The sequence below is a fragment of the Flagellimonas chongwuensis genome, from assembly GCF_013376415.1.
Taxonomy (GTDB): domain Bacteria; phylum Bacteroidota; class Bacteroidia; order Flavobacteriales; family Flavobacteriaceae; genus Flagellimonas; species Flagellimonas chongwuensis.
Map to the genome: position 1 here is coordinate 49,145 of NZ_WYET01000001.1, position 26,294 is coordinate 75,438.

General features: G+C 43.0%; 19 protein-coding genes. 14 read left to right on the forward strand and 5 right to left on the reverse strand.

Annotated features, from left to right (window positions below; translation table 11 throughout):
• The first annotated feature begins 81 nt into the window (after positions 1-81).
• Positions 82-1,092 (forward strand): class 1 fructose-bisphosphatase, encoded by a 1,011-nt coding sequence (fbp, locus tag GUA46_RS00215; RefSeq protein ID WP_108245327.1) that lies wholly within the window; start codon positions 82-84, stop codon positions 1,090-1,092.
• Positions 1,093-1,095: 3 nt separating this feature from the next.
• On the opposite strand, the gene GUA46_RS00220 is transcribed toward fbp, so the two are convergent.
• Positions 1,096-1,518 carry a tellurite resistance TerB family protein gene (locus GUA46_RS00220; protein ID WP_108245328.1) on the reverse strand — a complete coding sequence of 141 codons (423 nt, stop codon included), beginning with the start codon at positions 1,516-1,518 and terminating at the stop codon, positions 1,096-1,098.
• Between the two features lie 90 nt (positions 1,519-1,608).
• On the opposite strand from GUA46_RS00220, the gene GUA46_RS00225 reads away from it, so the two are divergent.
• The 5 genes from GUA46_RS00225 to mfd all read left to right on the forward strand — a co-directional run bounded on the left by GUA46_RS00225 (position 1,609) and on the right by mfd (position 11,023).
• On the forward strand, positions 1,609-2,637 hold the full coding sequence (locus tag GUA46_RS00225; RefSeq protein WP_176618822.1) for a ligase-associated DNA damage response exonuclease: 1,029 nt from the start codon (positions 1,609-1,611) through the stop codon (positions 2,635-2,637).
• Positions 2,634-4,271: an ATP-dependent DNA ligase gene (locus GUA46_RS00230; RefSeq protein ID WP_176618823.1), complete on the forward strand. Its 1,638-nt coding sequence runs from the start codon at positions 2,634-2,636 to the stop codon at positions 4,269-4,271. The genes GUA46_RS00225 and GUA46_RS00230 overlap by 4 nt, the downstream gene beginning before the upstream one ends.
• Positions 4,268-6,730: a ligase-associated DNA damage response DEXH box helicase gene (locus GUA46_RS00235; protein WP_176618824.1), complete on the forward strand. Its 2,463-nt coding sequence runs from the start codon at positions 4,268-4,270 to the stop codon at positions 6,728-6,730. The genes GUA46_RS00230 and GUA46_RS00235 overlap by 4 nt, the downstream gene beginning before the upstream one ends.
• 208 nt (positions 6,731-6,938) lie before the next feature.
• The gene (gene pdeM, locus GUA46_RS00240; protein WP_108245332.1) at positions 6,939-7,571 is read left to right on the forward strand and encodes a ligase-associated DNA damage response endonuclease PdeM; all 633 of its coding nucleotides are present in this window, start codon (positions 6,939-6,941) and stop codon (positions 7,569-7,571) included.
• A 56-nt stretch (positions 7,572-7,627) separates the two neighbouring features.
• The gene (gene mfd, locus GUA46_RS00245) at positions 7,628-11,023 is read left to right on the forward strand and encodes a transcription-repair coupling factor (RefSeq protein ID WP_176619527.1); all 3,396 of its coding nucleotides are present in this window, start codon (positions 7,628-7,630) and stop codon (positions 11,021-11,023) included.
• A gap of 261 nt (positions 11,024-11,284) precedes the next feature.
• Here mfd and GUA46_RS00250 read toward each other — a convergent pair whose 3' ends face one another.
• The 4 genes from GUA46_RS00250 to GUA46_RS00265 form a co-directional block, all read right to left on the reverse strand.
• Entirely contained in the window at positions 11,285-12,439 is a 1,155-nt protein-coding gene (locus tag GUA46_RS00250; protein ID WP_229418409.1) for a serine hydrolase domain-containing protein, read from the reverse strand.
• A 181-nt stretch (positions 12,440-12,620) separates the two neighbouring features.
• A complete protein-coding gene (locus GUA46_RS00255) occupies positions 12,621-14,603 on the reverse strand; it encodes a DUF3352 domain-containing protein (protein ID WP_176618826.1) in 1,983 nt (660 codons plus the stop codon).
• Between the two features lie 73 nt (positions 14,604-14,676).
• Positions 14,677-15,336: an aspartate kinase gene (locus GUA46_RS00260; RefSeq protein ID WP_176618827.1), complete on the reverse strand. Its 660-nt coding sequence runs from the start codon at positions 15,334-15,336 to the stop codon at positions 14,677-14,679.
• A 52-nt stretch (positions 15,337-15,388) separates the two neighbouring features.
• Positions 15,389-15,748: a YraN family protein gene (locus GUA46_RS00265; RefSeq protein WP_176618828.1), complete on the reverse strand. Its 360-nt coding sequence runs from the start codon at positions 15,746-15,748 to the stop codon at positions 15,389-15,391.
• 171 nt (positions 15,749-15,919) lie between these two features.
• Between GUA46_RS00265 and GUA46_RS00270 the strand changes: the two genes are divergently transcribed.
• The 8 genes from GUA46_RS00270 to GUA46_RS00305 all read left to right on the forward strand — a co-directional run bounded on the left by GUA46_RS00270 (position 15,920) and on the right by GUA46_RS00305 (position 26,224).
• Positions 15,920-17,431: a DUF1800 domain-containing protein gene (locus tag GUA46_RS00270; RefSeq protein WP_176618829.1), complete on the forward strand. Its 1,512-nt coding sequence runs from the start codon at positions 15,920-15,922 to the stop codon at positions 17,429-17,431.
• A 9-nt stretch (positions 17,432-17,440) separates the two neighbouring features.
• Positions 17,441-19,159, forward strand: coding sequence for a DUF1501 domain-containing protein (locus tag GUA46_RS00275; protein WP_176618830.1), 1,719 nt, complete (start codon positions 17,441-17,443; stop codon positions 19,157-19,159).
• 142 nt (positions 19,160-19,301) lie between these two features.
• A complete protein-coding gene (gene metG, locus GUA46_RS00280; RefSeq protein WP_176618831.1) occupies positions 19,302-21,383 on the forward strand; it encodes a methionine--tRNA ligase in 2,082 nt (693 codons plus the stop codon).
• Between the two features lie 93 nt (positions 21,384-21,476).
• The gene (locus tag GUA46_RS00285) at positions 21,477-21,896 is read left to right on the forward strand and encodes a hypothetical protein (protein ID WP_176618832.1); all 420 of its coding nucleotides are present in this window, start codon (positions 21,477-21,479) and stop codon (positions 21,894-21,896) included.
• A 174-nt stretch (positions 21,897-22,070) separates the two neighbouring features.
• Positions 22,071-24,203, forward strand: coding sequence for a Tex family protein (locus GUA46_RS00290; RefSeq protein WP_176618833.1), 2,133 nt, complete (start codon positions 22,071-22,073; stop codon positions 24,201-24,203).
• A complete protein-coding gene (locus GUA46_RS00295; protein WP_176618834.1) occupies positions 24,203-25,105 on the forward strand; it encodes a histone deacetylase family protein in 903 nt (300 codons plus the stop codon). Before GUA46_RS00290 ends, GUA46_RS00295 begins: the two co-directional genes overlap by 1 nt.
• Before the next feature lie 29 nt (positions 25,106-25,134).
• A complete protein-coding gene (locus tag GUA46_RS00300; protein ID WP_176618835.1) occupies positions 25,135-25,977 on the forward strand; it encodes a phosphatase PAP2 family protein in 843 nt (280 codons plus the stop codon).
• A gap of 82 nt (positions 25,978-26,059) precedes the next feature.
• Positions 26,060-26,224 carry a hypothetical protein gene (locus GUA46_RS00305; RefSeq protein WP_176618836.1) on the forward strand — a complete coding sequence of 55 codons (165 nt, stop codon included), beginning with the start codon at positions 26,060-26,062 and terminating at the stop codon, positions 26,222-26,224.
• Positions 26,225-26,294 lie beyond the last annotated feature (70 nt).

Below are 26,294 nucleotides of genomic sequence, written 5' to 3' on the forward strand. Positions count from 1 at the left end.
TTACATAATTAAAGTCCTTCGAAAACGTTGTAGTTTCACAAAATGCCCGATATTTGTCCGTAAATAAAACAGTCCTTCCCAATGTTTGACAAACAACGACTAACCATGGGCGAATTTATCATCGCCAATCAAGAATCATTTCAGTACACTTCCGGAGAACTTTCAAGATTGCTCAACGGTATTCGTTTAGCCGCAAAAGTGGTGAACCACGAGGTGAACAAAGCGGGACTGGTGGATATTATTGGTGCGGCAGGCGAAACCAACATTCAAGGTGAAAACCAGCAAAAATTGGATGTCCTTGCCAACGATAAATTCATCCAGACACTGAAAAATCGTGAAATTGTTTGTGGCATTGCTTCGGAAGAGGAAGATGATTTTATCACTATTAATAGTTTTGACAAGCAGCATCAAAACAAATATGTGGTTCTGATAGACCCTTTGGACGGTTCGTCCAATATTGATGTGAACGTATCCGTAGGCACCATTTTCTCCATTTATAGGAGAGTTACGCCCGTGGGAACGCCTGTTACTTTGGAAGATTTTCTACAACCCGGCAGAAATCAGATTGCTGCTGGATACATTATCTATGGCACTTCCACCATGTATGTCTACACCACAGGGCATGGGGTTAACGGGTTCACATTAAATCCGGCATTGGGCACATTTTACCTATCCCACCCAAACATGCAGTTTCCCGAAACAGGTCAAATCTACTCTGTAAATGAAGGAAACTATATTCATTTCCCGCAGGGGGTCAAGGATTACATTAAATATTGCCAAATGGAGGAAGGCGACCGACCATACACTTCAAGATACATCGGATCACTGGTTTCTGACTTCCACCGAAACATGATCAAGGGGGGAATCTACATGTATCCCAAAAGCAGCAAAGCACAGAATGGCAAGCTACGTTTATTATACGAGTGCAATCCCATGGCGTTTTTGGCCGAACAGGCGAATGGCAAGGCGAGTGATGGCTATCAACGAATTATGGACATTCAGCCAACCGAGCTCCACGAACGTGTTCCGTTTTTCTGTGGAAGCAAAAAAATGGTTGAAAAAGCTGAAGAATTTATGTCCAAGTCTAAATAAGACCTAGCGCTTCACCAATTCGTGATAATCCTCAAATGGGATTCTTCCGGTAAATATCTTAATGGATTTATCAATGATCTCCGCAGCGGATTTTGGAGAAAAGCCAAGCCCAATCGCATACTTTTCCACTATCTTACGCTCTTGGTCATCAATATCGTGGTCTGAAAAGATAATCTGAAAAAATTCGAAAAGCCTCATATATCTTTGCTCGCCACTGTGAGGTGTCTCAATAGGATATTTGTTCTCCTTTTTCATTACCTCTTTGAATTCTTCTTCGGTAATGTCGAGCTTAAAGGCAAACTTATCCAAAATGGCTTTTTCCTGTGGATTGATTTCCCCATCTACCGCAGCCAAACTCGCCAAAGTGGCAAAATGGGCCAAATTCTTTCTATGGTCTCCGTGCTCGTAAAGGTCTAAAATCGGCATATTTCAAATTTTGTGGCACAAATATAAATGTTTAATAGAGATAAAAATATTAAAAAGAGCACCAAAAGAAATTTGTAATTTACCACTGCTATGAAAAATCCTTTGTTACAATTTACATCCAAAGGCATCTATTGTGAAGAGGCAAACGTATACCTTGACCCTTGGAAACCAGTGGAAAATGCGATTATTTCCCACGGACATGCCGATCACAGTAGGTGGGGCAACAAAAAATATATTACACATCATAAAAACATTCCCATTGTTCAACATCGTTTGGGAGAAGTTTCCATTTCAGGCAGAAATTGGGGCGAAACGTTCACCGTAAACAACGTAAAGTTCAGTTTTCACCCAGCAGGACACATTGTGGGATCATCTCAAATTCGGGTGGAGCACAAAGGTGAAGTTTGGGTATTTACCGGTGATTACAAAACCGAAGATGATGGACTTACCACACCTTTTGAACTGGTAAAGTGCGACACGTTCATTACCGAATGTACTTTCGGGCTTCCAGCTTTTCGTTGGCGACCGCAGCAAGAGGTTTTTAACGATATCAACCAGTGGTGGGCACAGAACCGATCAGAAGGAAAAACTTCCGTACTATTTGGGTATTCCCTGGGCAAGGCACAACGCCTACTAAAACATTTGGATACATCCGTAGGAAAAATATACACCCATGGCGCTGTTGAAAACATGACCGAAGTACTTCGGCCTATCGTGGATTTACCACCAACCCACTTGATTACCAAGGAAACCAAGAAAAGTGAACTTTTGGGCAACATGGTTATAGCTCCACCGAGTGCACACGGAAGCACCTGGATCCGTAAAATGGTTCCCTATGTAACCGGAACAGCCAGTGGTTGGATGGCCTTTAGGGGTGCCCGTAGGCGCAGGGCCATAGACAAAGGCTTTGTCCTGAGCGATCATTGTGATTGGCAGGCTTTACTGAACACCATACAGGCTACCGGAGCAGAAAAAATAATTTGCACACATGGCTATACCGACATTTTCTCTAAATATTTGATGGAACTTGGGTATGATGCAAGAACGGAAGCCACACAATACGAAGGCGAACTGTCCGAAGAAAATGCAAACGAACCAGAAAAATCGGAAGCGGAATGAAGCAGTTTGCCCAACTCATAAAAACTTTGGATGGTACCAACAAAACCAACATCAAGGTGCAAGCACTGGCCCAATATTTTGAGGAAGCCAATGAACCTGACAAGGTTTGGACCATCGCCATCCTGTCCCACAGAAGACCCCCCCGCCCTGTAAACACAACCTTGTTAAGAACTTGGGCCGCTGAACTATCCAAAATCCCAACTTGGCTGTTCGAAGAAAGCTATCATATCGTTGGTGATTTGGCCGAGACCATTGCCCTAGTGGTTCCATCTTCAGAAAAAGGTTCCGATAAATCTTTGACCCGTTTTTTGCAGGAGATGATCGATTTGAGAAGCAAAACAGAAGACGAAAAAAAGAAATATCTTTTTCAACATTGGTCTGAACTCGATTATTACGAACGTTTTGTCTTCAATAAATTGATTACGGGCAGTTTCAGAATTGGGGTAAGTCAAAAATTAATGACACGGGCCCTTTCAAAAGCTACGGGTATTGAAGAAGATATTCTCGCCTATAAATTAATGGGCAATTGGGATCCGAATAGCATCAGCTTTCATGACCTTGTATTAGAGGAAAAGGAGAGCGATTACCTCTCCAAACCCTACCCTTTCTTTTTGGCGTATGCTGTTGAAGGTGATGTTTCTGATTTTGGGGATGTATCGGAATGGTCAGCGGAGCACAAATGGGACGGGATTCGCTCACAGGTCATCCTAAGAAATAACGAGATTTTTGTGTGGAGCCGTGGTGAAGAACTTGTTACGGACAAATATCCAGAGTTCGAAGCATTTATAGGATTCATTCCCAACGGAACGGTATTGGATGGTGAGTTGCTACCCTACCCCAAAGGAGAAATCGGCACTTTTAAAGACCTCCAAACGAGAATAGGTAGAAAGAACATTTCAAAATCCCTTTTGGAAAAAATTCCTGTAAAATTGAAAGTCTACGATATTTTAGAGTGGAAAGGACATGACATCAGAAACAAGACCTATCTGGAGCGGAGACATATCCTGGAAGATTTTTATTCTAACATTATAAAATCAAACAAAGAAACCATACCCTTGCTTCTATCTGAACGGATGCAATTCAATTCCTGGAAAGAAGTTGCGAAAGAGCGTGAACTGTCCAGAGAAAAACACAGTGAGGGTTTAATGTTCAAGCGAAACGACTCCACCTACCAAGTGGGTCGAAAAAAAGGGGATTGGTGGAAATGGAAAGTGGACCCCTTGACCATTGATGCCGTGCTCACCTACGCTATGCGGGGCCATGGTCGGCGAAGTAACCTCTTTACTGATTATACCTTTGCCCTCTGGGATGAAAACGAAGAAGGGGAAAAAGAACTGGTCACTTTTGCCAAAGCGTATTCCGGGTTGACAGATAAAGAGTTTAGGCAAGTGGATGCCTGGATCAAGAAAAACACCTTGGACCGCTTTGGTCCAGTTCGTAGCGTTACCCCAGAGCATGTTTTTGAAATTGCTTTTGAAGGTATTGCTCCATCCAAACGTCATAAAAGTGGTGTAGCCACACGTTTTCCCAGAATTTTGCGATGGCGAAAAGATAAAAAAATCGAAGAAGCTAACTCTTTGAATGATTTAAAAGCACTAATTCCGATTAAAGCGAAGGAACCTCTAGACAAATGAAACAGAAAGAGCTTTTCCATATCGCCGAAAACTGGTTCCAAGAACAAAATTGGAAACCCTTTCCTTTTCAAAAAGAGAGTTGGAACGCTTTCTTGGAGGGCAAACACGGTCTTTTGAATGCTCCTACGGGGAGCGGAAAAACCTATGCGTTGTGGTTCCCGATAGTGCTAAATTACATCAAAAACAATCCCGATTACAAGACCAAACACAAAAAAGGACTAAAAGCCATCTGGATTACTCCTTTGCGAGCACTCTCCCAAGAAATAAAACAATCTGCGGAGCGAATCACCCAGGATTTAGGTACACAAATGACCGTTGGGATTCGAACAGGGGATACTTCGGCAAAAGAGCGGGCAAAAATGCGCACCAATATGCCCGACTTATTGATTACTACTCCAGAAAGCCTACAGTTGTTGCTATCGTCCAAAGGCTACGAAAAAACTTTTAAGGACTGTTCCGCCATTGTTGTGGACGAATGGCACGAACTTTTGGGCACCAAGCGGGGCGTACAAATGGAATTGGGCTTATCTCGTTTAAAAACCATCTGCAAGGAGTTACGGATTTGGGGTATATCGGCCACCATCGGGAATCTGGAACAAGCTCGGGAAGTCTTGTTGGGTCCAACATCGCCAGAACTCGAAAATTCAGTTTTGGTCAAGGCCAACCTCAACAAAAAAATCACGGTAAAAAGTATTATTCCAAAGAAAATGGAAACCTTTCCATGGCGTGGGCATTTGGGGTTGCATCTTTTGGACCAGGTGGCACCCATCATCAATAACAGCAAAACCACTCTGCTCTTTACCAACACACGAAGCCAGTGTGAAATCTGGTTTCAGAAAATACTGGAGAAGTATCCGGAATTTGCCGGGGAAATGGCCATGCACCATGGAAGCATCAATAAAGAAACCCGTCTTTGGGTGGAACAGGCCATTAGAAACGAAAGCCTAAAAGCTGTGGTCTGTACATCGAGCTTGGACCTGGGAGTGGATTTTGCACCTGTGGAAACGGTAATTCAAATTGGTGGTCCAAAAGGCGTTGCCCGTTTTTTACAAAGAGCTGGGCGCAGTGGCCACAGACCGGGGAAAGAAAGCGTCATCTATTTTTTACCCACCCACGCCATTGAGTTGGTCGAAGCTTCGGCCATGCAAAAAGCGGTGTTGAACAACGCAGTCGAAGACCGCATCCCCTATTTGAACAGCTTTGATGTCCTTATTCAGTATTTGACCACTTTGGCCGTTTCCGATGGATTTTATCCGGATGACATCTATCCTGAAATCAAACAAACCTTTTGTTATCAGGGTATTTCAGATGAGCAATGGCAATGGTTACTCAATTTTTTAGTGATGGGTAGCCAAAGCCTTAAAAGCTATGATGAATACAAAAAAGTAGAAGTTGAAGAAGACGGCAAATTTAAAGTGAACAGCAGGGCGGTGGCCATGCGGCACCGTTTTCAAATCGGAACCATTGTCGGAGATTCCACAATTTCCGTTCGCTATCAAAAAGGTGGCTACATTGGCAGTATCGAGGAATATTTCATCTCCAAATTGAGTCCGGGCGATGTGTTCACCTTTGCTGGAAGAAATTTGGAATTTATAAGGATCAAGGGGATGGCGGCCCATGTCCGCAACTCCACAAAAAGGACAAACAAAGTGCCCAGTTGGATGGGAGGTCGATTGAGCTTTTCCGCAAAAATGTCGGAATTGTTGCGTCAAGAGCTGTACACCGCCGAGTTGGAGTTTTCGGAACAGTCGGAAGAAATCCAGGCATTGAATACCATGTTTTCCAAACAACGGGAGGAAAGCATAGTGCCGCAGCCCCATCAATTTTTAATTGAGACCTTTAAGACACGAGATGGCTATCATCACATGTTCTACCCCTTCGAAGGTAGGGCCATCCACGAAGGCATGAGCAGTTTGTTGGCCTATCGTATCAGTTTACTGGCACCAATAACTTGCTCACTTGCCTTTAACGACTATGGATTTGAACTACTATCAGACCGAGAAATCAACATTCAAGAAGTTTTGGACAACAACCTTTTTACCCCGGAGTACATGTTATCCGACCTTCAAAAAAGTTTGAACTCCAACGAAATGGCGCGTAGAAAATTCCGTGATATTGCCGTCATCAGTGGCATGGTTTTTACAGGCTATCCGGAAAAAGGCATTAAAATGAAACACCTGCAAAGCAGTTCGGAATTGCTGTTTGATGTTTTCCGTGATTTTGAGGATGATAATCTGCTCTATCAGCAAGCCTACACCGAAACCTTTGAACATCAATTGGAAGAAGGCCGTATACGATTGGCCTTGGAGCGAATCGCGCAACAAGAAATCGTTTGGAAACAATGTTCCCAACCCACGCCCCTTTCCTTCCCCATTATCACCGATAGGTTGCGGGAAAAACTGTCCAACGAGAAATTGGCGGACCGTATTCAACGAATGATAACTAAATTGACCAAATAACCAACGATCCCAAGCCTCTTGTCATTCCGTGCCCCGACACGGAATCTCATCCGACAGGGGGATACTGAAACAAGTTCAGCATGACGTAAGGAGGTCATTTCGATATGAGGAGGGTAACGACGATTGAGAAATCTAGTTTCAGATTTCTCACACTTGCTTCGCTCGGTTCAAAATGACAATTGAATTAAATTTGTATCATCGATTACAAATGATCCAAAAAATTCAAATACATAAACAAGAATTCGTACTCCACCCTTTGGGTGGTCTGTTCTGGGAAGAAAAATCGCTCTTGCTCATTAGTGATGTGCATTTGGGCAAGGTATCCCACTTTAGAAAGTTTGGAGCGGCCGTGCCCCGAAAGGCCATCCACAAGAACTTTTTGTTGTTGGATAAAATCGTAGCTGATTTTCAGCCCTTTCAGATTTGTTTTTTGGGCGATCTATTTCATTCTTCACTGAACAAGGAATGGGAACTGTTCGAAAATTGGGTCGCCAAGACCCCAGCAGAAATGCTTTTAGTGGCGGGCAACCACGACATCATTGCTCCAGAAAAATTTGAGAAACTAAAGATCACCATTTTTCCAGAGTTGATCATTGATTCATTCCTATTGACCCATCATCCCGAGGAACGCGAAGGATATTTTACCTTTTGCGGACATATACATCCATCCATAAAACTGAGAGATTTTGGCCGGGAACGCATTAAGTTGCCCTGTTTTTTCAAATCAGATAATCAAATGATTCTTCCCGCATTTGGCCAATTTACAGGAACCTATTCCTTAGACCCCAAGGATTCGGACGAGGTGTATGCCATTGTAGAGGACAGTGTTATTAAAGTTTAAAATTGGTGTTGTCCGCAAAACTTCTGCGGTTTATCTTTGCCGCAAAGTTTTTTGGATTGACCAAAACCCCGATTTCACAGCTTTTTGAACAGTCTCCACAACTTGGGAAACTGAGGGATACCATTGCCCAAACTCAAAACAACTCTTCTGAATCATCACGGAAAATTAATTTAAAAGGACTTGTAGGCTCCTCACTTTCCTTTGTGGTTTCAGAGGCTTTCAAATCAGTTGAATCCCCATTTCTATTGATTCTGAACGACAAAGAGGAAGCAGCTTATCACTTGAATGATTTGGAGCAACTCTTGGGAGAAAAGGATGTACTTTTTTACCCCGGAAGTTATCGTAGGCCCTATCAAATTGAGGAAACGGACAATGCGAACGTACTACTTCGTGCCGAAGTGCTCAACCGCATCAATTCCAGAAAAAAGCCGGCCATCATCGTCACCTATCCCGATGCGCTTTTTGAAAAAGTGGTCACGCGAAAGGAACTGGACAAGAACACCCAAAAGATAAAATTGGGCGATGAGATTTCATTGGACTTTTTAAACGAAGTGTTATTTGAATACCAGTTCAAGCGAGTGGATTTTGTGACCGAACCTGGGGAATTTTCGGTTCGAGGCGGTATTGTGGACGTTTTCTCCTTCTCTCACGATGAACCTTACCGAATCGAGTTTTTTGGTGATGAAGTGGACAGCATTCGAACTTTTGATGTAGAGACACAGCTTTCCACGGACAAAGTGAAGAAAATCACCATCATTCCAAACGTAGAAAATAAGTTCACCGAGGAAATACGGGAAAGTTTCTTAAAATATATTTCGGGCAATACTGTGGTCTTTGCCAAGAACCCCGCTTTAATCTACGACCGGATTGATTCATTCTTTGAAAAAGCAGAGGAAAGTTTTGCCAAACTGAGCAAGGACATCAAACACGCCCAACCTAAAGAGTTGTTTTTGGATTCGGCTTTGCTTAAAGAACAGTTGAATGATTATTTGTGCATTCACATCGGAGTTTCGAGTGAGACCCTGAAACAAGTTCAGGGTGACGAAATTCAATTCAACACCAAACCACAACCTTCCTTCAATAAAAAATTTGACCTGCTCATCGAAAATCTCAATGATAATCGGGACGCAGGTTACAGTAACTATATTTTCTGTTCCACGGAGCAGCAGGCCAAGCGTTTTCACGACATTTTTGAGGAAGTGGATGGAACAGTGCACTATCAGACCATCATTTTTCCGTTGTTCCAAGGTTTTGTGGACCCGGATTTAAAAATTGCTTGCTACACCGATCATCAAATTTTTGAACGTTACCACAAGTTCCATTTAAAAAATGGCTATGCCAAAAAGCAGGCCATCACATTGAAGGAACTCAACAAATTGGAAATCGGGGATTATGTGACCCACATTGATCATGGTATCGGCAAGTTCGGCGGATTGCAAAAAATAGATGTGGAGGGCAAAAAGCAGGAAGCCATCAAACTGATTTATGGCGACCGTGATATTCTCTATGTGAGCATCCATTCACTTCATAAGATTTCAAAATACAACGGCAAGGACGGAGCACCTCCCAAAATATTCAAACTGGGTTCCGCTGCTTGGAAAAAACTAAAACAAAAGACCAAGGCAAGGGTCAAAAAGATTGCCTTCGACCTTATCCAAGTCTATGCCAAGCGTAGATTGGAAAAAGGGTTTCAATATGCTCCCGACAGTTATTTACAGCACGAGCTGGAAGCATCTTTCCTGTACGAGGACACTCCCGATCAGGAAAAAAGCACCCAAGACGTTAAAAACGACATGGAGAGCGAACGCCCAATGGACCGCTTGATCTGTGGTGATGTTGGTTTTGGAAAAACGGAAGTTGCCATTCGGGCTGCATTCAAGGCTGTGGACAACGGTAAACAAGTCGCTGTTTTGGTACCGACCACCATTTTGGCCTTTCAGCACAGCAGAACGTTTAGGGAACGTTTAAAGGAAATGCCGGTAACGGTGGATTACCTTAACCGCTTCCGTACCGCAAAGGAGAAAAAAGATGTGTTGGAGCGCTTGGCCGCTGGTAAAATCGACATCATCATCGGGACCCATCAACTGGTGAACAAAAACGTTCAGTTCAAGGATTTGGGATTGTTGATTGTGGACGAGGAACAAAAATTCGGGGTGTCGGTAAAGGAAAAGTTACGTTCCATCAAAGAAAATGTGGATGTACTTACTTTGACGGCTACACCTATTCCGAGGACCCTCCAATTCAGTTTGATGGCCGCTCGGGATTTGTCCGTCATCAACACACCGCCACCGAACCGCTACCCTATCGAGAGCCAAGTAATCCGATTGAACGAAGAAATTATCCGTGATGCTGTTTCCTATGAAATCCAAAGGGGCGGACAGGTGTTCTTTATCCATAATCGGATAGAGAACATCAAAGAGGTGGCAGGTATGATCCAGCGTTTGGTGCCCGATGCTAAAATTGGCATCGGTCATGGCCAAATGGAAGGCAAAAAGCTGGAATCTTTGATGCTTGCATTTATGAACGGGGAGTTTGATGTTTTGGTTTCCACAACGATTATTGAAAGTGGGTTGGATGTGACCAATGCCAACACCATTTTTATTCACAACGCCAACAATTTTGGGTTGAGCGACCTTCACCAGATGCGTGGACGTGTGGGACGAAGCAACAAAAAAGCCTTCTGTTATTTTATTACACCACCATACGAAGTGATGACTCCAGAAGCCCGGAAACGTATCGAGGCCTTGGAACAATTCACCGATTTGGGAAGTGGATTCAATATAGCAATGAAGGATTTAGAAATCCGTGGTGCGGGAGACCTTTTGGGAGGAGAACAGAGTGGTTTCATCAATGAAATTGGGTTCGAGACCTATCAAAAAATATTGTCCGAAGCGATTGACGAACTCAAGGAAAATGAGTTTAAGGAACTATACGAGGAAGTTGAAGGCGACAAGGAGAAAGTGTATGTCAAAGAGATGCAGCTCGATACGGATTTTGAACTGTTGTTCCCTGATGACTATATCAATAACATCACCGAACGCTTGAACCTCTACACTCAACTGAACGATGTAGAGGATGAAGAAGGCCTTCAAAAGTTTGAAGCACAGCTGGTAGATCGCTTTGGAGAATTACCGGAGCCTGCTCAAGATTTGATGGATTCCGTCCGCATCAAATGGATCGCGACCCATATTGGTCTGGAAAGGGTGATTATGAAGAAAGGCAAGTTCATTGGATATTTTATCGCCGACCAGCAATCCAGTTTTTACCAAAGTGCTACATTCACACAAATATTGCAATACGCGCAAACGCATCCGCAATTGGTAAAACTCAAAGAGAAACAGACCCGGAATGGACTCCGATTATTACTGGTGTTTGAAAAGATTACCAGTGTGGACAAGGCGTTGAAGGTGTTGGAGCCTTTTACCCCTCAAAAAGAAAATATTTCTGCTTAGTCCATTATCAAGAGATTTCTCACATTCGTTCGAAATGACAATTAAGCACTCGTGGTCATTTCGACAGAGCGTAGCGACGAGAAATCCTAAGTAGTCAAAGATTCGGGCTCAGGCAACAGCTCAGAATGAAATCAATAATGATTTGTGGAAATTAGTGTGATTCGTGTCATTTTTAATTGCGTGACAATATCAAAACTGATGAGACCCTTAAACAAGTTCAGGGTGGCGGATATCAAATATAATTGTGGGAATACATTCAAATTAAAAAGCCTCGTACACTTGCTTTACAAACTCCCCAATTTTTGAAGGCTCCAACCAACGGGTTACGATGACCAAACCACTTTTTTGGTCCACCACAATAAAGTTACCTCCAAAACCAGCAGCGTAGAACACATGTTCGGGAACGCCGTCCCAATGCCTGCCTCCTTGTTGATTGAGCCACCACATATACCCATAATTCACGTTGGGAATAGATGGTGTAATCGCTTTTTTGATCCACTCCTCGCTGATAATCTGCTCATCGCCCCATTTTCCATTATTTAAGAAGAGCGTTCCAAATCGGGCCATATCTTCCGTGGAAATAAACAGTCCAGCCCCAGAGTGCCCACCACCCGTTACGGATTTCATTTTGATTCCGTCGATAACCGTCCACGCATTATCGTATCCAAACCATCTCCACGAAGTGGTAGCCCCAATTTTGTCCATCACCTCTTCTTTGAGGACCATGGGCACCGGTTTTCTCCACACATGGGTGAGTGAATAAGCGAGAACATTTACGCGAACATCGTTGTATTCCATTACGGTACCAGGTTCGTTAAGGGTTCGGAATTTCCAATCGTCCAGACCGCCTTCGCTCGGTGGGCGGTCGGCCCAATCTTTTCCTCCCCACAGTTCACCCGACCAATCTGAATTTTGCTGCAACAGGTGCTCCCAAGTTATTTTGGAATTATGTTCTCCATCAAAAGTGCCGTCCCAAATGTAGTCGCCAACTTTGTCATCGGTGCTATTGATCAAACCTTGGTCTTCGGCCAATCCGGCCACGGTGGATAAAAAGCTTTTGGTAACGCTAAAAGTCATATCCACACGTTTGGTATCGCCCCAGGAAGCCACAACATAGCCGTTCTTCATGATCATTCCCGCTGGGCCACCACGTTTTTTTGTAGGACCCAAAACATCGTGAAACGGTTCCTTTTTAAAACCTTCCAAAATGGCAATCCGCAAATCCCTTGAACCGGAATATTCGTTGGCATTGGCATAATCAACCGCCTTGTCCAAAGCTGATTGATTCAACTTGAACTGACCTTTTTCGGCTGATTTCCATGTTGCGTAGCGTTCTGGAAAATTGATTTGTTGGGAGTTTACCGTGAAAGATGTGGTGACGGCAACAAACATGGTTGCTACTAGAATATTTTTCATTGTCCGAGGTTTGGTTTGGGCAAACAAGGTAATGATTGTCGGGGAATTGCTCCCAATCATCCATAGGTATATTTAAGGGAGATTCTTGTCCTTGCTCAGAATAACCAATAGATTTCTCACATTCGTTCGAAATGACATTGAATGTCTGAAGTCATTTCGAAAGGATATGGTGACAAGAAATCTAAAACCGCTTTTTATGAACTTGGTTGCCTTCCTTGTCGTAATAGCGCCAAGTACCGACTTGTTCATCTTCACGGAAGCGGCCGCGGATTTTTCGGGTGCCATCCGAGTAGAATTCTTCATAACGACCATGTTTTAGACCATCTTTTAAATCCACTTCAAAACGAATGTTTCCGTTGGTGTATTTTTTATTGAAGGATTTGGCATTCAGGTCCGTTGGGTAAATGGGGGCCAAATCAAAAACGGCATCGGTAATCTCGGTATTCGCTGAATCATCAATTTTTGGAACGGGTTTGGTAGATGTCCTGACCGAATTGATGGTCTTCTTCACTTCCTCCACATCCTGATAATTGAGTACCAACCTACTTTCGAACAAATCATCCTCGGGGGTCAATTGTAATCCCACCTGCGGAAAACAAATAATGAAATCCTTGTTCTTTCGCATCTTTTCCTTTGTGGGCGCATCGGCCAAAGCATACATATTATCAAACAATAACGGCACATTGCTGTAAACGAAAACTGTGGATTCAGAATCAAATTTTTGGTCAAAGCTTTTGTATGCTTCCGAAGTGGCCAGGGTTGCGCCTTCCGTTACTTTATCAATAATACCCTTTAACGTGTTGGGGCTATCACTAAAAATCACAAAATCATCAATCTGTGTAAAGTAGGGTTTATCAAATTCGTCGAACCGCCCCCCCAAGAGCAGTTTAAAGAAACCTTTTATGGATAGGAAATTGATTTCGTAGTCCTTATAATTGACTGCTTTGAACTTTACAGGTGTTTTTTTTCGTATTTGCTCTACGACAAAGTCCAAATTGGTCTTGGCATCCTCGGCATCATTCGCTTTGAGGACGAGTGCAACATCATTCTTACCTTTGGTAATGTGGGATTGAATTTGAAGCACGGCAATCTCATCCCCAATCCAACTCACAAAGTTTTCTTCAACGTCTATTTTGAGAAACTTTTCCACTTTTGCAATCCCGGTCTGATAACTTTCGAACTGCTCTGGGTCGTTCTGCTGAACCCTCTCAAAATTTTTATAGAACTCGGAGAAGCTATCAAACCCATAACTGATATAAAGTGCCGTACTATTGGGCGCCACTTGTGGAATGGAACGCTCGGCCGTGCCCGACTTTTGCAAAGCTTCCAAATAATATTCGTTCACGGCGCTAATGTTGGTGTATCCATTGGCCGTTAAAGTGCTATTGTTATCCAGATCAAAATAAAAGCCCGAGAACAAAAAGTTTTCACTTACCCGTTGTACCCAATCGGAAGGTCTGTCCGAGTACATTTTAATGTAATCATCAAAAAAATGATATTGCACGTACATTCGAAACAAATCCTCGTGCCCTACTTTTTGGTTGATTTCCAAAAAATTAAGATTTCGTCCCAACACGGGTTCATTATATTGGTCTATCGAAGCTTCCACCAAGGTATGTGTGTAGGAGGCCACCAACTGGTTTTTGATAAAGGACAGGTACATCGTCTCTTTGGTGTCCCTATCGTGTACTTCCAAAATCTCGTGTTCGTGGTAGATTCGTTTGCTCAGCACGTAGCCATCATCCAGTAAGGTGTTCAAATAGGTTTTGAGCAATTGTAGTTTGGCAATTCGCTTTAAATCCAGCACATAAAAAATCCCGTAATCTTTGGGCGATATCATGTGGATGGATATGAACAGGGAACGGTTATCAAAAAACTCGAACAGTTTATGATTGTCGTTAAAAACCGTATCTACCTTTTGAATGTTCTCCGTGAGTTCCGAAAAGTAATCGTTCTTTTTAAGGTGGCACCAAGCTTTGCTCCTGCTTACCTTTTCCCAACTTTCGACAGGCTGTTCGGATTCAATAATGAAAACCGCATCCTTGGGAATTAGATAAATGGACTGTAGATTAGTCTTGGGAGACAGAATAAAGATATAGGCCAAATAGCACAAATAGAGTGCAAACAGTCCTAGCAAACCGAAAAGAATCCTTTTTCTGGTCATTTTTCCAAAAAGTGTCTTTTCCTAGAACGAAGAAGATGTCTTTTTAGTTTAGACCAAGAAAAGGAATCTCAAATTATAAGGATTTTAAATCTTTGATGGTCTTAAAAGCGACATCCACCTGTTCATCGTTCACCAAAATGGTAAACTCGTTAGTAGTGGAAATCACCTCATAAAGCACAATACCCTCCCAGGCCAATCGCTGAAAAATAAAATAATAGATTCCGGGGACCGAAACGTTTTCGGCTGGCAATTTTACCGTAATGGAAGACAGTCCTTCCGCCTTTTGCGTGCAGCGTTCCATTTTAAAGTTCTTTTCCACCACGCCGTCCATCACATTGCTGATTACAATATTGATTTCATTCACCCCTCTGGAAGAAGTGTAGAAGACATCTTGATTGATATTGACTTCTTCCAACAATTTGGCTTGTTGCTGCAAAATCGTGTCTGAAGCTAAAAAGGTATAGTCCGTAAGGTTGGAGCGAACCGTTATCTCACCTATATTCTTGAGCACCTTTACAATTTTATGCGTGGCCCTGAACTCCAGATCATCGGATAAACGTTTTAGTGCCATCACAATGGCCCCATCTTTTACATCCTTGCCCAATTCCTCCGCAATCTCGGGCTTTATCTGTCTGGACAAAGAAGTTAAGTTTATAATTCCTTGTGCTAGAGCTGTTTGCAAAAAGGGCTTTTTCTTGATGTAGTGCTCAACTACGGCGGAAATTGTTTTCATCTTTGGTTGATTTTTAACAAAAATAACATATTGTTACAAAACAAACAAATGGTTAAAAATGATAAAATGCATTTTCAAGGTGCTCAATTTCAAATTTTTTCTCCTTTTGAATCACTGTTATTACATCAAACCGTACCTCAAAATCATCCTCCGACTTTTCTACAAAATGGTTGGCAGCCATGGTCAACAACTTGATTTTTTTAGCAGAAACAACTTCCGAAATTTCCTTGAGAAACCCCATTTTTCTTGACTTCACCTCCACTATCGCCAAGACGTTGTGCTTGACTGCAATAATATCTATCTCAGCTTTTAAATAGCGATAGTTCAGAGCCTTAATTTCATATCCGGAAGCCTTTAAAAATTCCACTGCTTTTTGTTCGCCGAGTTTACCAAAAGTGTTATGATCCCCCATACAATTTGTAAAAGTCCAAAAAAAATATGCATTTCGTCGAAAAATTTGGTAGTTCATGGACTTTAGAACGTTAAGGTTGTAATTTGTTGGCTCAATTGAACCACATCCAACACTAGCATAAGCATATAGTTCACCCCAAAACTATGTACCAAATTAACGCCAGATATTGCTATGGAGTACTTCATCAATTGTAATTCCTCAACCTTGGCGCCGTACACTACTCCATTGGACGAGTTACGCGCAGCCCACTTGTACCGAAGGCTTGGCTTTAGTGCCTCAGTACAGACCATAAATGCCGCTGTGGGACAATCAGCTGGTGCCCTAGTAGACAACTTGGTTGATCAAGCGCTTGCTGCACCAACCATTCCAGCGCCGGCATGGGCAGATTGGAACAATGCAAACTATCCGGCCGACGATGACCTCGCTCGGCAAATGCGAAACGCCCAAATCGAAGACCTTACGACCACATATGGCAATGCACTCGTCAACAATAAATTATTGGACCGACTCAGTTTTTTCTGGAGCAATCACTTTGTTACCCAACTAGAAACTTATAACTGTCCCGGTTTCCTATTCTATTACATCAATTGCTTGCAACGTAATGCCTTGGGCAACTTTAAGACCTTTACCAGCGAAATAGGCCTTACCAGCGCCATGCTCTATTATTTGGATGGTGTCCGCAACCGCGGTAACAACCCCAATGAGAACTACGCCCGTGAGCTCTACGAACTCTTTACCTTGGGCGAAGGGAACAATTATACGGAAGAAGATATTATTGAGACTTCCAAGGCACTTTCGGGATATACCGAACGTGGTGAAGAGGGATGTACCGCGGTGACCTTTGACCCTACCGAGTTCAATACCGAAAACAAAACCATTTTTGGACAGACCGGAAATTGGGGATACGATGATGTAATTAATATCCTTTTCAATGAAAGACCGGACGAGATAGGATGGTTTATCTGTAAAAAATTATACGAGTTCTTTGTCCATCCAGATTCAACAAGCGAAGATGGAGGAATTGCTCCCCAAATTATTGATGGTTTAGCGCAGACTTTCATCAGCAGTGGTTTTGAACTCGCTCCAGTTTTACGACAATTGTTTAAAAGTCAGCACTTTTTTGATGAAACCGCCATCGGGGTCATTATTAAAAGTCCGGCGGATCTGTATTTCAACCTTTTGAAAGAAACAGGGTTTACTTACGATGACATGACCATTATTAATATGATAGATTCATGCGCATTGATAGGACAACGATTTTTTCAACCTCCCGAGGTGGAAGGTTGGCAACGGGACCGAACCTGGATCAATACCAATTTTATTATTGGTCGATGGTTGACCGCCGAAGTATTCTTGGAACGTTTTTTCCAAAACGACCCAGAGCAGTTCAGAGATTTGGCCGTGAATGCTGTGGGCCCGGCCAACAGCAATACGAGTAACCCCGAAATTGTGGTTAGGGCTTTGGTGGACAAGTTTACACCAAAGGGCCTTTTAACAGATGCCGATTTTGAGCGGGCTATGGACGCCTTCAAAATTGATGATGTCCCGGAGGAATATTACGCTCCAGAGTATTACCCTGGCGGTACAAGCCAATGGGTGCTGCAAGTAAGTGCAGAAACTCCAACACAGGTATACATACTGTTGCGCCACTTATCCAGAGAACCCGAATTCCAACTCAAATAACCCATCATCATGTGCGATAATCACCATACCCACGATAATTCCCCTCACAAAGGCATCGAGCACGATGGCCACGATCTAGAACATAAAAAATGGAGCCGACGATCCTTTGTCCAAGCTTTGGGCATTGCCGGTTCGGGTTCCATGTTTTTGGGAAGCCATATGATTTCTGCCTCTTCCCCATCACCTCTTACGGCCGCAGTTGCTGCCGCAGAAACGGACAATATTTTAATACTGATTCGATTATCGGGTGGGAACGACGGTCTGAGCACCGTAATCCCAATTCAACAATATGACACTTATGCAAATGCAAGGCCCAACATCTACATCCCGGAAAGTAAGGTCTTAAAACTTACCGACGATTTTGGGGTGCCCACCTACATGAGCGCCCTAGAATCCCTTTGGGGGGATGGCCAGTTCAAGGCAGTGCATGGCGTAGGTTACGAAAATCAAAGTTTGTCCCACTTTACCGGTTCCGATATTTTTGCCAATACGGATTTGACCACTACTGGATTTTCGGGAGAGAACACTGGTTGGATGGGTAGACATTTTGAAAATCTTTATCCGGATTATTTAATTAATCCACCGGCCGCACCCGCCGCCATTCAAATTGGAAACTTGGCAAACCTGGTCTTCCAAGGTGAAGAAACCAACTATGCTTTCGTAACCAACAATGTGGATCAATTGGAACAAATTGCCGAAACAGGAGCTTTTTATGATATAGAAAACGCCCCTTTCGATAATTGTATGTACGGGGACCAATTGCGTTTTCTTCGTGGAGTAGCCAATACCACCTACGAGTATGCTGGAATCATCCATGATGCGTATATGGCCGGACAAAATCAAGTTGAATATCAAGACAACGGCTTTGCCAGACAATTGGCCCTTTTGGCACGTTTGATCAAAGGGAACTTGGGTACCAAGGTATATATGATTTCTTTGGGAGGATTTGACACCCACGGAAATCAGCCTATTGTTCATGAACGTTTAATGTCCAATCTATCCATTGCCATCAATAATTTCTACGAAGACCTCGCATTTACCGAACAAGATGACAATGTTCTCAGCATGACTTTTTCCGAGTTTGGTCGACGAATCTTTGAAAACGGTTCCAATGGTACCGACCATGGAAAAGCGGCCCCTACCCTGTTCTTTGGTTCCGGATTGAGCGGAAGTGCCTTTGTAGGCGAACATCCCTCATTGGACGAACCCAACAACCGTGGAAACCTGGAGTACACCATGGATTTTAGAAACCTTTACGGAACTGTATTGGCAGAATGGCTTTGTGTACCAAGGCAGACAGTGGAACAGCATTTATTGGGCCACCCCTATCAGGCGATCGACCTAGGCTTTAATTGTAGTGGTGAAACTTTTGATGACATCGCCATGGACAACGATCCACCTACATTACCGGAAACACCCCCGAGCCAAGACCCGAATAATCCAGATATCGATATTTTGGATGGCATTGCGCACGCGGCCATATATCCGGCAACGTCACCTAGGAACCCTCACATTCATTTGGAGATGCCGGTTGCGGCCCATGTGGACATTGAACTCTTCAATATTTTGGGGCAACGCGTTGGTACCTTGTTCAATGAAATGATGCTGGAAGGCGCCGTAGATATCAATATACGGGAGCGAATGCGCGATAGCCTATCCACAGGAAAATATATTTATAGAATCTCCGTGGGAGAAAAAAAGATGAGCAAATCAGTAATGATTGCGTAAAAAGCGGGACACTTTGTTATCCTTTATTTCGAAACCCTTCGGTAATGTACCCCTCACCCCAAATAGGGTCGCATTTCCGGGGGTTTCGTTTTTTGTGAGTATCCCGTTAAAATCAGTATTTTTGGGGCCTAATTAGATTTAAATGGCTCAAAATACTTCACCTTCCAGGTACACCATTACTGCGGCACTGCCCTACACCAACGGCCCTATCCATATTGGGCACTTGGCAGGCGTATATGTTCCCGCCGATATTTATTCCCGTTATTTACGATTAAGGGGCAACGATGTGGCCTTTGTTTGCGGTAGCGACGAACACGGTGTCGCCATATCCATGAAGGCCAAAAAGGAAGGTGTTACCCCAAAAGAAATTATAGACAAGTACCACGCTATCATCAAAAAATCATTTACTGATTTTGGTGTGTCTTTTGATAACTACTCAAGAACTTCCGCAGAGGTGCATCATAAGACCGCTTCGGAGTTCTTCAAAAAAATGTACGAGCAAGGGGATTTTATCGAAGAGGAGACCGAGCAATTGTATGATGATGAGGCCAAACAGTTTTTGGCAGACCGTTTCGTTATAGGAACTTGCCCCAAATGTGGTCACGAAGAAGCGTATGGTGACCAATGTGAAAATTGTGGTTCCTCATTGAACGCAACAGACCTTATCAATCCAAAATCCACCATAACGGGAACTGTTCCATCCTTAAAGACTACTAAACATTGGTTTTTACCTTTGGATAGGTACGAAGATTTCTTGAAAAATTGGATTCTCGAAGAGCACAAATCCGATTGGAAGCCCAATGTGTACGGACAATGTAAATCGTGGATAGACGAAGGCCTAAAACCCAGGGCCGTAACCCGTGATTTGGATTGGGGTATTCCCGTTCCCGTTGAAGGTGGCGAGGGAAAAGTACTATACGTATGGTTTGATGCGCCTATTGGTTACATTTCTTCCACCAAGGAATGGGCAGAAAGAGAAGGTAAGGATTGGCAGCCGTACTGGAAGGACAAGGACACCAAATTGGTACACTTTATCGGCAAGGACAACATTGTGTTCCACTGTATTATCTTCCCGAGCATGTTGGAGGCCAACGGCGATTATATCTTACCGGACAATGTGCCTGCCAACGAGTTTTTGAACCTTGAGGGCAGTAAACTTTCCACTTCCAAAAACTGGGCGGTTTGGTTGCACGAGTATTTGGAAGAGTTCCCGGATATGCAAGATGTACTTCGCTATGCATTGACTGCCAATGCACCGGAGACCAAGGACAACGATTTTACTTGGAAAGATTTTCAGGCTAGGAACAACAATGAACTAGTGGCCATTTTTGGGAACTTTGTGAACCGCGTTGCCGTACTGACGCATAAATACTACGGAGGCGAGATACCAACACCTGCAGAATTGACCGCTGTAGACAAAGAAGCTTTGGAAGCCCTGAAGGAGTTTCCAGAAACCCTTTCCAAATCGTTGGGGCGCTACCGTTTCCGTGAAGCGAGTCAGCAATTGATGAACTTGGCGCGATTGGGCAACAAATATTTGGCTGACCAAGAACCTTGGAAACTCATCAAAACGGACGAAGAGCGTGTAAAAACCATCATGTACGTAGCACTTCAGATAGCGACTGGATTGGCAATTTTGAGCGAGCCATTTTTACCGTTTACTTCGGAGAAGTTAAAAGGAATTCTCAATGTCATTTCGAACGAAGGTGAGAAATCTATCGAGTGGGATGATGTTAGTTCAAAAGCAACCTTGCTTTCAGCAGGACACACAATTAACAAAAGTGAATTGCTCTTCAGAAAGATTGAGGATAACGAAATCCAACAACAACTGGATAAATTGGAAGCCACCAAAAAAGCCAACGCACAAATGGACAAAGAAGCAGCTCCACTTAAGGACACCATTACCTTCGATGATTTTGCCAAGCTGGACTTACGGGTTGGGACCATTATTGAAGCTGAAAAAATGCCCAAAGCCAACAAACTTTTGGTTCTAAAAGTAGATATGGGGCTTGATACCCGAACCATTGTCTCCGGTATTGCAAATAGCTTTCAACCTGAGGACATTTTGGGCAAAAAAGTAACCGTTGTGGCCAATTTGGCTCCAAGAAAACTACGTGGTGTGGAAAGTCAGGGCATGATCTTGATGACGGAGGACAAAAATGGCAAACTTGTTTTTGTAAATACGGATGAAGATGGGGTAAGCAACGGAGAGACCATCAATTAATTCATATCCAAAGTTGTTACACATTTAACCAAACAAAAGAAATTAAATCCAAAACTTAAAATATTACTTCTTTCAATTCTATTTTCCACAATAATGAGCGGACAAAAAACTAATCAAGAGCTAATCGAATTAAAAGCCGATATGATAAAATACGCGCTCGAAATCGGACAAATATTTGAATTAAATCTTGACTTTACTGATGATTCTATTAAAAACGTTGAAAAAATTTTATCGGAAATTCACGATGAATATGTTTCAACCAAAAATGACGAAGGATTAAATGGAGTTGCAATTCAGTTCGGATTTTACATAATGGAGACAATCGAACAGAATCACGGAAAAGTTTGGTTTGAAAGGAATCACAAAGACTTCGGAGAAAACTCTTTCCCTTTCTACTGGAATGAAATGACCTTATTTCCAATAGGTTGGTGCCAAAAACGGATTTTTGACGGACCAGATGACAATATTTGGCCGAAATATAAAATAGTAGTAATTGAAAAACGGACTGAATAAAAACGTGTTACAAAAATGTTAAGCGCAAAACCGAAAATTAACGCATATTAACCAGTAACCGACGGTTACACGAGACCGAAACTGTCAGGTCGAGCGAAGTCGAGACCCACATTAAAAACTTGGACAGAAAAACTTCTCGACTGCGCTCTAAGTGATAAATACTATACAAACATCATGCAACTTGTCCCCTATATCGTCCGCCATACCAATCTTTCAGAGCAAAGTGTGGAGAACACCGTTTCGCTTTTAAACCAAGACTGTACCGTTCCCTTTATTTCCCGATATCGAAAGGAACTTACTGGAAATTTGGATGAGGTCCAGATCGGTTCCATTGTCGAATTCAAGAACCAGTTTGAGGCGTTGGAAAAGCGAAAATCCGCCATCATCAAAGCTGTTAAGGAACAAGATGCCCTTACCCCCGAACTGAAAGCCAAGTTTTTGAACTGTACCGATATGACCAGTTTGGAAGACCTCTACCTTCCGTTCAAAAAAAGTAAAAAGACCAAGGCCGAGACCGCACGAAAAAATGGATTGGAGCCTTTGGCCAAAATCATTATGGCGCAACGGAGCGATGAAATCGAATACATTGCCTCCAAATATCTCAACAAGGACGTCATCAACGAAGACGATGCCCTCGAGGGAGCCCGTCATATTATTTCCGAATGGGTCAATGAGCGTACCGATATCCGTAACCAATTCCGGGGCCAGTTGGAGCGATATGCCTTGATCACGACCAAGGTTGTCAAAACCAAAAAAGACGAAGAGAAGGCCCAAAAGTTCCGCGACTATTTTGATTGGAGCGAACCTTTGAACCGATGCCCATCCCATCGATTTTTGGCGATAATGCGAGCAGAAAAAGAAGGATTTATCCGAATAAAAGTGGAGATAGATGATGAAAGGGCGCTTCAAAATATCGAAAGGCGCATCATTAAAACAAATAATGCCTGTGCAGAACAAATTGAACTGGCCATTGCGGATGCCTACAAACGACTGTTGTTACCATCCCTATCCAACGAACTTTTAAAAGCGGCCAAGGAAAAGGCAGATGCAGATGCCATTCAGGTGTTTTCCAAAAACTTGAAGCAACTATTGCTCGGTGCTCCTTTGGGCGAAAAACGAATCTTGGCCATTGACCCGGGTTTTAGAACAGGGTGTAAAATAGTTTGTTTGGACGAGCAGGGCGATTTAAAGCACAATGAGACCATTTATCCCCATCCCCCTCAGCGGGACAGTTCCGGAGCCATCAAAAAGATAAGTTCGTTGGTAGATGCTTACAAAATCGAAGCAATCGCCATAGGCAATGGAACGGCATCGCGCGAGACCGAACAATTGGTAAAACGCATACCCTTCAAAAAACCGATTGAGGTGTTTGTGGTCAGTGAAGCCGGTGCATCCATTTATTCGGCTTCCAAAATTGCTCGTGATGAATTTCCAAATTATGATGTAACGGTTCGTGGAGCCGTTTCCATCGGGCGCCGATTGGCCGACCCCTTGGCCGAACTGGTGAAAATCGATGCAAAATCCATCGGAGTTGGCCAATACCAACACGATGTGGACCAGACTCAATTAAAGACATCTTTGGACACGGTGGTGGAAAGCTGTGTGAACTCTGTCGGCGTTAACATCAACACGGCAAGTGTACCCCTTTTAAGCTATGTTTCCGGTATTGGACCCAAACTTGCAGAAAATATCGTTGTTCACAGAAATGAAAATGGGGCATTCAAAAGCCGCGAAGAAATTAAAAATGTAGCTCGATTGGGCGGAAAAGCTTTTGAACAGAGTGCAGGTTTCTTGCGCATCAAAAATGGTGAAAATCCTTTGGATGATTCCGCCGTGCACCCAGAGAGCTACAACCTAGTTTCAAAAATGGCGAAGGACCAAGGTGTGTCACTAAAGGAAATCGTTGGCAACACTTCTGCCCTTAAGGGCATCAACCTAAAATCTTACTGCACCGAATCCATTGGTATGCCGACTTTGGAGGATATTTTAAAGGAATTGGAAAAACCGGGATTGGACCTTAGGGAAAAGGCCAAAGTTTTCACCTTTAACCAAAATATAAAAGAGATTACCGATTTACATAAAGGTCAGTTGCTTCCGGGAATTGTCAACAATATTACCAACTTTGGCTGTTTTGTGGATATCGGGATCAAGGAAAGTGGATTGATCCACATTTCCAACCTATCGGATACTTTTGTAAAGGATGTAAACGAACATGTGAGTCTTCATCAGCAGGTGGTGGTGAAAGTTTTGGATGTGGACGTGGCAAGAAAACGCATACAGTTGGCACTGCATAAAAAAGGTGCCTAATGCTCAAGATTGCCTACCATCCCATATACAAACATCCCTTGCCAGAAGGCCATCGGTTCCCGATGATCAAATACGAATTACTGCCACAACAATTACTTTATGAAGGTACTTGCTCCGTAGACAACTTTTTTGAACCTTCCTTTCCTGAAGACCATCATATTTTGGCCGCCCACGATGATAATTATTATAAAAATCTAGTTGGCCTACAACTTTCCAAAAGTGAAGCCAGAAAGATTGGTTTTCCCTTGAGTGAAGAGTTAGTTAAACGGGAACGTATCATAGCCGACGGGACCATAAAAGGTTGCGATTTTGCCATTGCGAACGGCATTGCCATGAACATTGCGGGAGGAACACACCATGCTTACTCCGACCGGGGCGAAGCTTTTTGCATGTTGAACGACCAAGCGATTGGTGCCAAGTACCTTTTGAACCATAAATTGGCCGAAAAAATTCTGATTGTGGACTTGGATGTCCACCAAGGCAATGGTACGGCCGAAATTTTTCAGACCGACCATTCTGTATTTACATTTTCCATACACGGCAAGGGCAATTATCCGTTTAAAAAGGAAATATCTGACCTTGATATTCCTTTGGAAAAAGGCACTACGGATGATGAATATCTTTCCACACTAAAAAAGACATTACCAGAATTATTGGAACATCTCCAACCCGATTTTATCTTTTATCTCTGTGGTGTGGATGTACTGGAATCGGATAAACTCGGCACCTTGTCCATGACCTTGGAAGGATGCAAGGAGCGGGACCGCTTTGTACTTCAAACTTGCCATGACTCGCAAATACCCGTTCAATGCAGTATGGGTGGCGGGTATTCTCCAGATATCAAAATAATTGTTGAGGCACATGCCAATACTTTTCGATTGGCAAAAGATATTTATGAGTAATTTTGCCGACTGTTTTTGTTTATAACCCCATGAAAGCATTTAGATACCTCGTTCTTATTTTACTGACCTCTCAGGTGACAGGTCAAGAATTACAGCCAAAAAAAGAAAAAAATCTTTGGAACAACTTTACCTACGATGTGGGCAATATGTTCGGCGGAGTGGGTTATTCCTATTCCCGTCCGTTTCACTGGCAGGGGAACGATTGGGCCAATTTTGGTTATTTGACCGGGGGCACACTTCTCCTTTTTACCGCTGATGAAGAGCTCAACCGCTGGAAAAACGGTTTTGACCAAGACATTCCAGATGTGATTATGGATTATGGCCATGAGTACGGAAGTCCCGAAAACAATTATATGCTTACCGGTGGAGTTTACCTAGCAGGTCTCTTCACCAAGAATGAAAAACTGAGACGTACCGGAGTACTCTTGATTTCCTCTGCCACAGCCGGAGGTTTTCTTCAACAAGTGAGTAAACGTATCATTGGTAGGGCCCGTCCCAAAAGTGGAGCAGGTCCGGCAACCTTCGACCCACTGCACCTGGACCGTGTGTACGATTACGACTCATTTCCTTCGGGCCACGCGATGTTGGCGTTCAGCAACGCCTATGCCATTGCCAAACAGTTTAAGAGCCCATGGGTAAAGGGAGGATTGTATACCATTGGTATGATTCCAGGACTGGTCAGGGTAATGGATGATTTTCATTGGGTCTCCGATGTTGCCTTCAGCACAGTTCTGAGTATTTTTATTGTGGAGTCCATCGACAGGTACCTTGATTCCAAATACGATGAAAAATATAATGACCAAAAACCAAAAAATGTAAGTTGGAATCTTTCCTTTGGACCAAACACGTTAGGCCTCTCTCTTCATTTTTAAACCATTGGGGACTTAATTGTGTTAATTATTTATTTAGATTGATTTAAAATAATTATTTTCGTGCCCTATTTCACCATCAGCAATGGGCAAGAAGAAAAAAGAAAAGAAGAAACTAAAAAAAGCTTTGCTACGGGAATTACCCCCGACCGGCAAAGTAAAATCCAAGTGCTGCGAAAAATACAAGAAAAGCGAAAAAAAACGCTGTAAAAAGTGTCCGTGCTTTGATCTGATGCAAAAAGTAGCCTAACTATCCTCTTTTAAATTCCTTTTTCAATCACATTCGGTTTCCGTATTTGTCCTATTTTTAGGGCAAACTA